Here is an 11,969-nt window from a genome sequence, read left to right on the forward strand (position 1 = left end):
AGTATGGAATTTGCGGAATCGACAGGGGTGCCTGACTGGCTAATTCGGGATGTTCGCGCGCAAGCTGCTCGCTTAGATGACGGGCAATTTGTCCGCGACCTTGGGGAGATTGGCCAGGCCTTGTGCGAAGCGGCAGACGCAGGCACGCTGAAGACGATCCTGGCGGATGGCAAGACGGCCGCGCGCATCTGGCGCGAGCTGGAAGTGATCTTGCCGTTCTACCTCCCCTTGCTCGCTGACTCCATCAACCGCCGTGGCGAGGAAACGCACCTTACGGCCGACGAGCTGGCCACGCTGCTGGCCAGTCACGGAAAGGAAGGCATCGTGATGAAGCCGAAGCTGCTGCTTGAATCCGGCCGCTTCGGCTTCGCCTTGATGCAGGCGGCCGCTGTGCTGGCCGAGCTAGACGATACGCTGGCCGGCCCCTGGTACTTGTCCTTAAAAGAGCTGCTACAACGCGATGCCGCCAGCTCCTGACCAGCTATACCCGGCCGATCCGCAACGCGATGGGCCACGACACCGACCGGCGAGCCCCTGCATCCCCCCACACCCCGCCGATGTCATCCGCGAAGCTGGCCAGCAAATCCTGCTGACCGGCAACAACGGCCGCACGCACCGCTGACCAGGTGGAGACGTAGCCCAGCAGCTCTGTGAGATTCCAGGTCTGCCTGATGGCCATGCGAGCCGCTGGAAGCTCTTGAAAAGGGAATTCGATTGTGGCGTATCCGCTGTCCACCAAAGCGCGTTCAGGAGGCCAGAACGGGCCGATGACATCGCGGTAAAAGCGCTGGAACACATGGGCCACTTCCGGCTCCAGCTCCAGCACGCCGTAGGTGGCCAGCGCAACCACCGCACCAGGTGCAGCGACCCGACGCACTTCACCATAGAACGCAGGCAGATCGAACCAGTGGGCGGCCTGAGCCGCTGTCACCAGACTCACGCTGCCGGCGTCGAGGGGGATTTTTTCCGCCGGCGCGCACTCATAGCGGACGTGCGGATGGCGGATCGCATTGGCAAGCTGATCGGCACTCGGATCGAGGCCGATAACCTGGCTGAAATGGCAGGCGAGCTGCGCCGTGAGCTGGCCGGTGCCGCAGCCCACGTCTAGCGCCAGGCCGTTATCCGGCGCCACTGAGGCCAAAAAGGTGGCCAACTCAGCGGGGTAGGAAGGACGGAACTTCGCATAGGCGCTGCCGCCTTGAGCGAACCAGTTTCTGGATGAACTCTCAGCGCTGGGTGGCATTGACGGCTTTCTGTTGGTCAGTCTGCCCGCCATCGGTCAGTCCGATTTTCAGCGTCACGTCGCGGTATGTGGTGGTTGGGCCGGTAGTGCGAGCCTGGGCACGATCAAAACTGATGGCGGCCCGCCAAGCGACTGCCCCACCGATTGAGCACTCATAGCGGCCCAGCCATTTGTTCTTGAGGGCGTATTCCAGGGCATCACCGACAAGCGGCTCAGGTTGCCGCAGCATGGCCACAACAATCTGGCGGAAGACCTCGACATCAGAGAGGCCGTACTGAGGCGGCTCGCCTTTCTCGGTGAGTGGCAAACCAACGTACTGCCAGCTCCCAGTCTGGCCAGTGCAAAGCTGCTCCAGCTCACCAGCTTTCTTACCGAGAGCGTCCATCTGCGACCTATGGATAAAGAAGGGCGATGAATAGGTGGACACGCGCAGCGCAACGGTAGACAACACCACGGAGCTGCCAAGTTGAAATTCCGGCACCTTCCAGGTGTCGCGCACGAACTCGGTGAGCTGCGTGGTTTGCTGGGTCAAGGGCGCAGCCGTCGCGGCTACGGTGGCCAAGAGTAGCGCAGCAACTGCTGCCCGCTGGATTACCTTCATCGACGTGTTCTCCTAGTCATGCAAATAACCGACATGATGCACTGGCCGTCACAAAGGCGGCAAGATGCCGTCAAATCAGTGCGGGGCGTTTTGTCTCTAGGGCACGCAATCGCATGGGCAAGGTTGGGTAGGCCATGATGATGGTGAGCCAGCGATGCCACGCCGCGCTGGGGTAGAGGATCGCCAACTCACGCAAGCTGGTGCTCATCGAGGCCAGACCAGCAAGCCGCGCACCGCCCGCATCCGCACGGTATTCCATGTAGCGCCTCAATCCGAGGAAAAGCAGGAATCCAGCCATGAAGACAGCGCGGCTGGCCGAGGCGTTGGAGCCGAGCGCAAAAATGCAGGCATAGACGAAGGCAACCAGGATGTGGCGCTCCCGCGCATGGGTGTTCTCATGGCCAATGACCCCGATCAACCCGTCATCGCTCATGCGGTCAAAAAGACCTGTGGTGATGTAGATGCGGGACTGCGATGGCCATAAGCCCACGGTGTTGGCTTCCTTATCTGAATGGTCATACAGAAAGACGGGGCACGAGCTGCCGTACCGCTGTAACAGCCTGGCCAGTCTGGCTTGCCTGACGGCATCCGTGCATGGCTGCGGAGCTAGGTAGCGAGCAAGCAGGGGCATCCCAGCATAGAAGCCAAATAGAAAGACCAGGCTTCCAATGGTCTGTAGCAGATTGGTATGGCTTTGATCCGGGGCCAGCTTCGCAGTCGCCCAAAGGACGCCACCCCCCACTTCCATGACGAACAGGAAGAAAACAAGTCTGCGAAACCAGGTAGTAGGAATCATCGCGGTTATCCCTTAATGCACGTTCATTTCACTCTGTAGATATAGCTGTTGCATTTATATCGACCGCTGAGAAACCTGATTGGTAGAAATACATAGCTTCAGCGCGAGCTATCCCACTCCCCCCCGCCCCTCGCCCAGCGAGGGGAGCGAGTCGCCCTCTGTCGTCAGAGGTGCAGGGCGCGGCCTTTGGCCTGAACCCCCTGCACCTCAGACGGTGAGCGTCTGTCGCTTCGATCCCTATCAAGGGCCGCTGCGCTGCCATCCTCACCCGTTCGGTGCTCGCCTGCGGCTGCGCTCCGCGTGCGGCTTCCGGTGGCTCCCTTGACAGCGCTCTACGCTGGCAAACCGCGTGGCCATTGAGGTGCAAAAAAATTTACGTCCCAAGTGCAAAAAACATTGTAAAAGGGTTGACCGTCACCCCCTTTATGGCGTAGAATTACACACATCAGCAGTTCAGTGGGGCGCTGATCCTGTCCCCCAAAAGCGGTGAGCAGACCGTAGGACAAGGCAAAGACTTTCGCGCGCGAAAGTCCACCCGCAAGACCTCATCAACCTTAATTTTGGAGCTATGACCATGAACCCGAACCTCTTTCACCGCCTGTACCAACGCCTGAGCGACTTGGTGCCTGACCTGGCCAACGTGACCCTGGGCAGCACCTTTTTTGCGCCTCCGCGCATCGCCGGGGATATGTCCATCTATTGCAGCGTATCGAGCGTGCAGGACGGCGTGATCGAGCTGGAAATGGCTCATGACCAGGTAGTGAAGGGTGAGGAACAGCCTGCGCCCTGGATGGTGTTTCGCGTCGATGTGGTGAACCAGCAAGCCGAGCTGCTGGCAGTGCAGGACGAGTGGCGCTACGAGGTGGTCTATTCCGAGGACAACCGCGCCAACCCGCGCCGTCTTCCGATGAACCTGTTTGCCGTCAACTGGCTGACCATCATGCTCAACCTGCATTCGGTCTTCCAGCCCGTCGCCGCCCCGGCTCTGACCCTGGCCTGAATCAACATCCAAGGAACAATCCCAATGAAAACCATTGCTATTGCGAACCAAAAGGGTGGTGTTGGCAAAACGACGCTGGCACGCAATCTGGCCTTCTACGGCATTGAGCAAGGCCACCGTGTGTTGTGCGTTGACCTCGATCCGCAAAAGAACTTCAGCAAGACCCTGCGCGCCTTCCGTGAGCGCAACCTGGGCGATACCGGAGAAGGCGAGGCCTTCCTGATGGCCAGCTCGCTTTTTGAGGGCGACAACATTGAGCAGCAAGCCATGCCGTGCGGCAAAGGCGCTGCCCTGGTTGCCGCTGACCGTGAGTTGGTGGACGTGGCCACGCGGCCGCTGGAAGACATGCACGCCCCGCGCGCGGCGCTGGCCAAACTGGCTGGCAACTTCGACCTGTGCGTGATCGACACTGCGCCGACCCTGGGGCAGCCACTCTATGCCGCGCTGATCGCCGCTGACTTCGTGGTGTGCCCCTGCACGATGGATCAAGACGCCATCGACGGCCTGGGTGATCTGTTTGAGGACATCGCCCGCGTGCAGCAGCTCGAATGGAATAGCAACCTGGTGACGCTGGGCCTGCTGGCCAACCGAGTCAACACCCGGCGAGCCTTCGACCGCAACGCCCTGGATCAACTGCGCGATGAGCTGGGCGACGTGGTGTTTGATGGCGTGCTGTACGACCGGGCCGCAACGCAATACGCCAAGGATCGCCCTGTGTGGCGCGTCCAAAGCGGTGAAAGCCAAATTCTCGCCGCGAAAGAAATGAAGGCTGTGTGCAGCCAGATTTTCGACAAGGCCACGATCTAAAAGGACAAGAACATGAATGCAACCGCACCCAAAAAGCTAGGCCTGAACCTGGGCAAACTGTCCGCAGTGGCGCAGATCGCCGTGCAAAAGCCCGTGGCCACGCAAGCGCCGGATGCTGAAATCGACCTGAGCCGTATCTACAGCGTCAAGCAGGTTCGTACCAAGTTCGGCAACCTGGAAGACTTGGCCGAGAGCTTCAAGCTGAACGGCATCATTGAGCCGCTGGTTGTCCATGAGGAAGCTGACGGCCGCTATCGGATCATCGTAGGTGAGCGCCGTTTCCGCGCAGCACCCTTGGCCGGTCTGAGCAAGGCTCCGGTGGTTATCAAGCGCGGCATGTCCGAGCTGGAAATTCGCCGGATGCAGGTGTCGGAGAACAACGACCGCGAAGACCTGTCGGCTTACGACCAGGCGATGGGCGTGATCGAGGACGTGGAACGGTACGGCATCGAGGAAGCCAGCCGCATCTGGAACAAGACGGACAAGAAGAACCCAGGCAAGGAGAAGCAGAGCGAGGGCTGGATCAGCAAGCGCATGGCTGTGACTCGCTACGCTGAGCCTGTCCTGGGCCTCCTGAAAGATGGGTTGTGCGAAGACTTCGAGGTACTGCACAGCCTCAACCAGCTTCATGTCGAGAGCGAGGAAGAATTCAGCCACATGCTGCGCCGACTTCATGATGGCTTGCCGCTGTCGCGCGACGAGGCCCGCAACAAGGTGTCTGCCGTCAAGCAATTCAAGCGAGAGCAGGCCGAATTCCAGAAGCGCCGCGAGGAAGTGCAGCAAGCTCAGCAGGAGCAAGCCAAGCAGGACAAGGCTGACAAGAAGGCCGAGAAAAAGGCGAAAGCCCAGGGTGGTGGCGATCAATCGGATGCCGTGGGCGAGCAGCAAGAGGCATCGACAAGCAAGGGCGTGCAAGCCGTCAAGCCTGGCCAGACCTACCTGCCGACACTGACCCCGAGCCCGGAAGAAGTTGCGGCCGCCGAACGCCAACAGACGGAGAAGGCGCTGACTACTTTGCGTAAGGACGTGTTCGAGTGGGGTGAAACCAACCTGGCGCACTTCAACAGCATGAAGACCAAGATGGCCGAGCTGGACTTCGACATGAACCAGACCGAGTGGGTGCAGTGGAGCGGCTTTCTGTCGATGGTGCTGCCCATGATGGTGGCCCTAGGCGAGAACAAGGCCCTGGCCTACCTGAAGAAGCTCCAGGACGAATTCAAAACGAAGACGCCGCTGCTGATGTGGCGCGAGCAGCATCCGCTGGCTCCCGAGGCTGACCCCGAGGACGACAACGGCCCGCGCATCGAGATTCCCTCGATGCCGGAAGGCTGGCGATTCTGAGCAGCAGCGGCCGCAAGGCCGTTGCACAACATAGGACACGAATCATGAAGACTTTTCAAACAATGGTCGGATTCTTGGTTTTGGTTGCTGCCGCATTCGCTGCGCCTGCCGTGCTTGGGAGTGTGCTCGCCGGCACGGCAGGCGTGCTGATGATGGCGTCGGCAGGTGTTGGTCATCCTGCCCCAGCGCCTTCCCCTCGCATCGTTCAGATCGTGCGGCAAGAACCGGCCACGGCAATGCGGGTGTACGAGCTGGAGGATGGTGCCGGTGTGGTGGTGTTCAAACACATCAACGGCAAGCTGGTGAGCCGCATGTATCGAGCGGCCGGTGGCATCAATGCGTAATGAATCAACTTAAAGAGTGAAGACGATGGATACGAAAACCAAATCCCTGATTGGCCTGGCGGTGATCGCCGCAGGCTTGACCGGTGCCGTGATCGGCAATGCCGTGAGCAGCACGCCGACCAAAGAACAGGTGCGAACGGCGCTTTATGAGCAGTGCGTCAACAGTTCCGCCTATGCACCGAAGGCCGACAACAAGGACGACTCATTGCACTGCAATCGCCGCAGCATCGACTTGATGGTGGCTGTGGTCTACAACGGCAGCTACATGCCACCTATCGAGGTGGACAAGTACGAGGCGGCCCTGGACAAGTACAAACATCGCAACTGAAGAAAGGACACAAGATGAAAACCCAACTGATCGCCGCTGCATTCCTGGCTTGCTTTGCCAGCCTGGCCAGCGCTGAAGTGACCGACGACCAAGCCCGTAATGCGCTCCAGGTGCAGTCCAGCGCCGGCAACCCACACCCATTCTGCAAGGCTGACTTTCTGGCCAAGCAGGAGCAGCAACTAAACGGCACGATTGCCCGCGCCGACTTCGTGACGGCCAACGCTCAAGGCGAGATTTTTTCCGCGAACGTCGCTTCCTGTGGGCTCCAGGCTGGCAACTCCCTGCCGCAATGGGCAGATCAAGCAGGCCGCCTGCTGGCCACTGCCGTGATCGCCGCTACCCGCGTGCCTGGCAGCATGGCCACCCCGAAGACGACTTCGAGTGGTGAGCGTGCCGAGGTGCTGCTGGCTTACGCCATGCAGAACGGCTCGCGCACGGCCGCTGAAATACTGCGATTGCTCCAGCAGAGCAACTACAAGACCTTCAACTGAACTTTCGCGCGCGAAAGTTCGCTCGCCCAGGAAAACAACTATGAAACTCAAGCGCCTGTCCCCGGACGAATTCGATGGCTTGCCCTGGATGGCCAAGACGCGCTTCCACGACCAAACCTGGTCGATCCTGCGTGCCGTACTGGTTGACGGTCGCACTCAGGCTGACGTTGCCACCGAGTACGGTGTCAGCAAGCAGCGCGTGAACAGCCTGATGGGCGACTTCAAGCGGAACTACATGGCACAAGCCGCCGCCACGGGGAACGCCGTGGTGAGTGTGACCTTGGAAATGCCGGAGAACCTGGCGCTCGAAGTGGCCAGCCTGTTGGATGCCCTGAAGGCTTGCACGGATGAGGACAAGAAAGCCGAGGCGCTGGAGAAGACCAAGAACGCGGTGCGCAAAGCCGCCAAACTTTTGAAAGGATAGGCAGATGAATATCCGCAAGTCAGCGAAACACAGAGCGAGGAACCAACCACGCTACCGCATCACTTTTGAACCGGACTACGACCACGAGGCTTGGAGCAACGATACCGCTCCGACGCGGCAATCTCACCCTGATGCCTTCTACGCGCATCACGAGCTGGCCAACCCGCGACCGACAAAGCCCACGACGCGCAAGACACCTCATGAGACGCTGAGCATCGGTGCGCTCAAGAAGCGCCTCTATCGCGCCGGCATCCGTGGCCAGCGCGCAGCAGTGCTTGCCCGCGAAATTCACGCAGGCCCTGGCCTAGACGTTCTGACAGCCGGTGGTATCACGGTAATGGGCTGGCCGCTGAAGGCCCTTGAGGAACGCTACGGGAAGCGACTGACAAGGGCGGTCACGCGCTTCGTTCGCACCAAGTTCGTCATGGTGGACGAGGCCTGGAGCCTTCTCGGATCGGGGGCTATGTCCGACTTTATGCAAAGGAGCTTCCAGACGATGCGTAAGTACAACCTGAAGCCCTTGGAAGTCTCTCAGGACTACAACGCCCTGGTGCTCAGCAAGCCGGGAAGCGGCATGTCGCTCATGCTGGAGGGCTCGACATGACCCAGCAACTTCGCGTCATCCAGGGTGGCCCGCCCGGCACGCCTGGCGATCCCGCAGACTGGAAAGCAGCGGCGAAGAACCTGCGCCGCATCGAGAAGACGCTGGCCATGCGGCGGATGCAAACCATCGGCCCGCGCTTTGGGCGCGCGATGGCGATGTGCGGTGCGTCGGTGCTGTGCCTGTTGGGGCTCTCATGGGGAGCTGGCCAGCTCGGGCTCGACTACCACGATCTGCCGTGGAAATACGCGCGGATGGCCATCGACGTTCTGCCGGCATTCGTGGCGGCCGTGGTGTTCATCTACTTCGTCCGCCGCGAGGACATCCCACGCACTTGGGGCCAGCAGCTCGATCACGATCTGGCCAGGCACGAACCCCTTGACCGCGAGGCCTACCGGAAGCTCCAGCAGATCACAGCCAAGCTGGGCTACTTGGATGACGACGCGGTTAGGGAATGGATGTGGGCAGAACAGGACGCCATCGCCGCGATGAGCGGAGGCTGGCGGCCCAAGGCAGAGAAAAGCAGGTTTCTAAGCCGCGATGTGTAGGCTGCCAGCCCTCCAATCACATGCACGAGCGCACGGGTCTACTGCCCCTGCGCTCTTTTTGCGTTCGAGGCTTCCAGGCTCCATTCACCTATTTGACAAATTCACCGATTAGGTTAAAATAACGGGATGGAAAAAGGCACACCACATTGCAAGTTGCCTGTCGTCAAGGCCTTGGTAGAGGCTGGGAAGGTCAATGCCACTGGCAGCGCCTACGTGGGCGCGCGTGAGCTTGGAATCAACGACCTGGCTGGAATGTGCGCCATCGTTATGGCTCTGACTAGCGAGAACTTCTATAAGAGCATGACGACCCATGCGGATCATCGTGTCTGGCAGGACGTGTATCACGCCAAGACAGCAAGCGGTGATGAGGTGTATCTGAAGCTGACCGTCATTGAAGACGTGTTGATCGTTTCATTCAAGGAGCTGTGACCATGAAATGCCCATGCTGCGGCGCGGCGGAACTGATTCACGACACGCGCGACATGCCCTACATCTACAAGGGCGAATCGACCACGATCCCAGGGGTAACGGGGGACTTTTGCCCTGCCTGCGGTGAGGTGGTCTTGAACCGCGAACACGGCGACCGCTACAGCGAGTTGATCGGACTGTTCCAGCGCCAGGTGAACGCCGCCTATGTCGATCCCAGCTACATCGCCAAGGTGCGCAAGAAGCTCGACCTCGACCAGCGCCAGGCCGCCGAGCTGTTCGGCGGTGGCGTCAACGCATTCTCGCGCTACGAGAACGGAAAGACCAAGCCACCTTTGTCGCTGGTCAAGCTGTTCAAGCTGCTGGATCGCCACCCCGATCTACTCCATGAAGTGCGAACCGCATGAAAGACCGAAGCCACGACGAGGCAATGGCCGAGCTGTTCCAGGAAGACCCGACCTTTGCTGCTGAGTACATAGCCCAGCTTCAGCGCGATGGAGAGCCGGGAGACTCGGAGGCGGCACAACGTCAAATGGCGCTGGCCCAAGGGAAAACCGTGCAGCCGGCGCTTGATGCCGACCCACAAAGAGAAACGCCCGGCGAGCAGGCCGGGCGATTCAAAGACCATCAACAACCCATCTTGACCAAAGGCCGCGAGCCAAAAACCAAAACGGAGTGCGATAAGACAAGTCTACCACGTTGACCGGCTTCTGGCCAGTAGCAAAGCCAAAGCGACAGCCCCAACGTCCGCAAGCCCCAGCAAACATCCGCTACGGCATCGGTATATATATACCTATATACATCGGCTGCACTGTGGTATCATTTGCCCATTAGGTATATATATACATACCTATGGCGTCTCCGGTAGCAATCCGGCAGACCCGTCCGGCTTGGGCGTCCACTGGTATATATACATATAGGAGTCTCGCAATGATCTTCGCGTGTGTGAACACAAAAGGCGGCGTCGGCAAGACGACGACCGCAGTGCATTTAGCGGTGATGCTGGCCCGCTTGGGCAAGACACTCTTGATCGACGGCGACCCGCAGGCCTCGGCCGCGAGTTGGGCCGCCTGGCGTCGAGAGACGCAATACGATCCCTCACCCACCACGACCTGCCTGGCTGGCAAAGCGATCCTGGCCGAAGGCAAGCAGTTGGCCACCGGCTTTGAGCATGTCGTGGTAGATGCGGGCGGCCGCGATTCGGTCGGTCTACGCTCGGCGCTGCTGCTGGCCCAGCGTGCCGTGATTCCGATTGGCGCGAGCAACCTGGATGCGGCCGCCATGACTGACTTGCTTGAAGTCGTGGAACTGGCCCGCGACTACAACCCTGAGCTGGATGTGCGCGTGCTGTTGACTCGTGTTGATCCGCGCACCAAGGATGCGGCAGAGATGCTGGAATTCTTGGCCGAACAGAAGCTGACGGTGCTGCCTACAAAAGTTTGTGAGCGAGTGGCTTTTCGTCGTGCAATCGGCGAAGGCGCAAGCGTGCAGGAGCTGGGCCGCGACCAAGCCGCTATCGCTGAAATGGAAGCATTCTTCCAGGAGGTGATGGCATGAGCATGAAGGGAAAGCCGAACACAGCTCAGTTCAAGCCGCCCAAAGACCCTACCGCTTTCCTCGAAGGTGGTGAGGCCGACAAGGCAGAAAAGCCGCTGACGACCCCAGCGCCGGCCGCAACCAACCCCGAGGCAGAAGAAGCGCCCCGCCGCAGCCGTGGCCGCGTGCAAAAAATCTTCAACTTCCCCGAGGATTTGGCTGACCGCCTGCGCGATGAGGCGCTGTTTCGCTCACGCGAAAAGGGTGGCCGTGTGACCGAGAAGGACATCGTGGTCGAGGCGCTGGAAGCCTTCCTGAAGGGTTGATAGGTATATATATACCTATCTATATATATAACGACTTCCAGTATAGACTATGGTATATACGTGTGAAGACACCAACATCATGCAGCGACAAGCGCAACGAATTCTGATATTGTTGCGAATGGGCGCGGAATAGGGTATAAACGATGCTTACGACAACTGCTACTGTGGTCGCGCCGAAGGTTTTGAAGGAACTCATCGCCGCTGGGTCGGTTTCGGCCGCCCGAGTGGAGCCCGGTGACAAGGGACTTCTGATCGTGGTGCGAGCCGGAATGAACGAGCGAGTGCTGGGTGCTGCCCGTGGCGGCCTGCGGTACTTCCAGAGTCTCGATGGCGCTGCAAGTGTTTTGCAGGGCTACGGGATCATGAAGTTTGATGTGAACACGGAGCACTGGGTGCCCAAGACGATGGTGCGTGGCTACAAGCAAGCACCGGCGTCGATGGAAGCTGAGTGACCGTAATGGCGAAGGAGAAAGCTGACCAGACAGCAGAAAACTGGAGAGTCAGAAACGACAAAGCCCGCTTTGGCGAGCGGGCCTTGACAGATAAACCGGGCAGGGTGCCCAGACACACACATACAGCGTTCGCTTTGGCGGGTGAACTCTGTAAAGACGCAACGAAGCGACTAACGATGCTTTGATTGTACGTGTCTTAAGCCCTGCGCGCAAGCGTGCGCACGCCCCTATGGGACGTGTGATGAAGGGTTATGGCAGGTACAACGGCACAAAAACAAGACAACCAGACCGCAGATCGCTTTTTCCAGGCGGGCACCGCGCTCAATCGCGTGCTCACGGAAGCGCCCTATCTGCCGCGTTGCTCTGACGACAAGACGGCTACCAGAGTCCGGCCGCGCGAATACGCCATTCGCTACCCCTACATGCAGGTCAATCGGCCCGGCTTCGTGAGCTGGCTGATATTCGACCTCGACCACACCAAGGCAATGATTTGGGAGGACGCTGGCCTTCCTGCCCCCAACCTGATCGTCCGCAACCGCCAAAGCGGCCACAGCCACCTTTACTACGCGATTCCCCCGGTCTGCACGACCGAGGCCGCCCGCAGCAAGCCCATCGCCTACATGAAGGGGTCTCCTCGTTTTCAGTGCAATAAGTGACGGTACGCAAAGCTAGCACTGGCGCGGGGGTGGTCTGGGTAGACCGTTG

The 11,969-nt window shown here is 59.7% G+C and carries 20 protein-coding genes; 17 read left to right on the forward strand and 3 right to left on the reverse strand.

What is annotated here, in order from left to right; genetic code table 11:
- Positions 1 to 27: 27 nt before the first annotated feature.
- On the forward strand, positions 28 to 477 hold the full coding sequence (locus ACOAP0_RS19805; RefSeq protein ID WP_498374585.1) for a hypothetical protein: 450 nt from the start codon (positions 28 to 30) through the stop codon (positions 475 to 477).
- 4 nt (positions 478 to 481) lie between these two features.
- Here the strand turns inward: ACOAP0_RS19805 and ACOAP0_RS19810 are convergent, their stop codons facing one another.
- The 3 genes from ACOAP0_RS19810 to ACOAP0_RS19820 all read right to left on the reverse strand — a co-directional run bounded on the left by ACOAP0_RS19810 (position 482) and on the right by ACOAP0_RS19820 (position 2,640).
- Entirely contained in the window at positions 482 to 1,243 is a 762-nt protein-coding gene (locus ACOAP0_RS19810) for a class I SAM-dependent methyltransferase (RefSeq protein ID WP_498374584.1), read from the reverse strand.
- The gene (locus ACOAP0_RS19815; RefSeq protein WP_498374583.1) at positions 1,227 to 1,844 is read right to left on the reverse strand and encodes a hypothetical protein; all 618 of its coding nucleotides are present in this window, start codon (positions 1,842 to 1,844) and stop codon (positions 1,227 to 1,229) included. Before ACOAP0_RS19815 ends, ACOAP0_RS19810 begins: the two co-directional genes overlap by 17 nt.
- A 70-nt stretch (positions 1,845 to 1,914) precedes the next feature.
- Positions 1,915 to 2,640, reverse strand: coding sequence for a M48 family metallopeptidase (locus tag ACOAP0_RS19820; RefSeq protein WP_498374581.1), 726 nt, complete (start codon positions 2,638 to 2,640; stop codon positions 1,915 to 1,917).
- 574 nt (positions 2,641 to 3,214) lie between these two features.
- Between ACOAP0_RS19820 and ACOAP0_RS19825 the strand changes: the two genes are divergently transcribed.
- From ACOAP0_RS19825 to ACOAP0_RS19900, 16 genes are all read left to right on the forward strand, one after another.
- Positions 3,215 to 3,640 carry a hypothetical protein gene (locus tag ACOAP0_RS19825; protein ID WP_498374580.1) on the forward strand — a complete coding sequence of 142 codons (426 nt, stop codon included), beginning with the start codon at positions 3,215 to 3,217 and terminating at the stop codon, positions 3,638 to 3,640.
- A 24-nt stretch (positions 3,641 to 3,664) separates the two neighbouring features.
- Positions 3,665 to 4,447, forward strand: coding sequence for a ParA family protein (locus ACOAP0_RS19830; RefSeq protein ID WP_498374579.1), 783 nt, complete (start codon positions 3,665 to 3,667; stop codon positions 4,445 to 4,447).
- Between the two features lie 12 nt (positions 4,448 to 4,459).
- Positions 4,460 to 5,788, forward strand: a complete 1,329-nt coding sequence (locus ACOAP0_RS19835; protein ID WP_498374578.1) for a ParB/RepB/Spo0J family partition protein — start codon at positions 4,460 to 4,462, stop codon at positions 5,786 to 5,788.
- Between the two features lie 44 nt (positions 5,789 to 5,832).
- Entirely contained in the window at positions 5,833 to 6,132 is a 300-nt protein-coding gene (locus tag ACOAP0_RS19840; protein WP_498374577.1) for a hypothetical protein, read from the forward strand.
- Between the two features lie 25 nt (positions 6,133 to 6,157).
- Positions 6,158 to 6,460 carry a hypothetical protein gene (locus tag ACOAP0_RS19845; protein WP_498374576.1) on the forward strand — a complete coding sequence of 101 codons (303 nt, stop codon included), beginning with the start codon at positions 6,158 to 6,160 and terminating at the stop codon, positions 6,458 to 6,460.
- A gap of 14 nt (positions 6,461 to 6,474) precedes the next feature.
- Complete coding sequence (locus ACOAP0_RS19850) at positions 6,475 to 6,951, forward strand: hypothetical protein (protein ID WP_498374575.1); 477 nt, start codon at positions 6,475 to 6,477, stop codon at positions 6,949 to 6,951.
- Between the two features lie 40 nt (positions 6,952 to 6,991).
- A complete protein-coding gene (locus tag ACOAP0_RS19855; RefSeq protein ID WP_498374574.1) occupies positions 6,992 to 7,375 on the forward strand; it encodes a TrfB-related DNA-binding protein in 384 nt (127 codons plus the stop codon).
- A 4-nt stretch (positions 7,376 to 7,379) separates the two neighbouring features.
- Complete coding sequence (locus ACOAP0_RS19860) at positions 7,380 to 7,979, forward strand: hypothetical protein (RefSeq protein ID WP_498374573.1); 600 nt, start codon at positions 7,380 to 7,382, stop codon at positions 7,977 to 7,979.
- A complete protein-coding gene (locus ACOAP0_RS19865; protein ID WP_498374572.1) occupies positions 7,976 to 8,524 on the forward strand; it encodes a hypothetical protein in 549 nt (182 codons plus the stop codon). The genes ACOAP0_RS19860 and ACOAP0_RS19865 overlap by 4 nt, the downstream gene beginning before the upstream one ends.
- A gap of 126 nt (positions 8,525 to 8,650) precedes the next feature.
- Positions 8,651 to 8,953 (forward strand): type II toxin-antitoxin system MqsR family toxin, encoded by a 303-nt coding sequence (locus tag ACOAP0_RS19870; RefSeq protein WP_498374571.1) that lies wholly within the window; start codon positions 8,651 to 8,653, stop codon positions 8,951 to 8,953.
- Positions 8,954 to 8,955: 2 nt separating this feature from the next.
- A complete protein-coding gene (locus ACOAP0_RS19875; RefSeq protein WP_498374570.1) occupies positions 8,956 to 9,357 on the forward strand; it encodes a type II toxin-antitoxin system MqsA family antitoxin in 402 nt (133 codons plus the stop codon).
- On the forward strand, positions 9,354 to 9,653 hold the full coding sequence (locus ACOAP0_RS19880; protein ID WP_498374569.1) for a hypothetical protein: 300 nt from the start codon (positions 9,354 to 9,356) through the stop codon (positions 9,651 to 9,653). The genes ACOAP0_RS19875 and ACOAP0_RS19880 overlap by 4 nt, the downstream gene beginning before the upstream one ends.
- 227 nt (positions 9,654 to 9,880) lie before the next feature.
- Positions 9,881 to 10,507, forward strand: a complete 627-nt coding sequence (locus ACOAP0_RS19885; protein WP_498374568.1) for a nucleotide-binding protein — start codon at positions 9,881 to 9,883, stop codon at positions 10,505 to 10,507.
- Positions 10,504 to 10,812: a hypothetical protein gene (locus tag ACOAP0_RS19890; protein WP_498374567.1), complete on the forward strand. Its 309-nt coding sequence runs from the start codon at positions 10,504 to 10,506 to the stop codon at positions 10,810 to 10,812. Before ACOAP0_RS19885 ends, ACOAP0_RS19890 begins: the two co-directional genes overlap by 4 nt.
- A gap of 143 nt (positions 10,813 to 10,955) precedes the next feature.
- The gene (parC, locus tag ACOAP0_RS19895; protein ID WP_498374566.1) at positions 10,956 to 11,264 is read left to right on the forward strand and encodes a ParC family partition-associated protein; all 309 of its coding nucleotides are present in this window, start codon (positions 10,956 to 10,958) and stop codon (positions 11,262 to 11,264) included.
- 251 nt (positions 11,265 to 11,515) lie between these two features.
- Positions 11,516 to 11,920, forward strand: a complete 405-nt coding sequence (locus ACOAP0_RS19900; RefSeq protein ID WP_498374565.1) for a replication initiation protein — start codon at positions 11,516 to 11,518, stop codon at positions 11,918 to 11,920.
- The last annotated feature ends 49 nt before the right edge of the window (positions 11,921 to 11,969 follow it).

The organism is Curvibacter sp. Hmag1.1 (genome assembly GCF_059769165.1).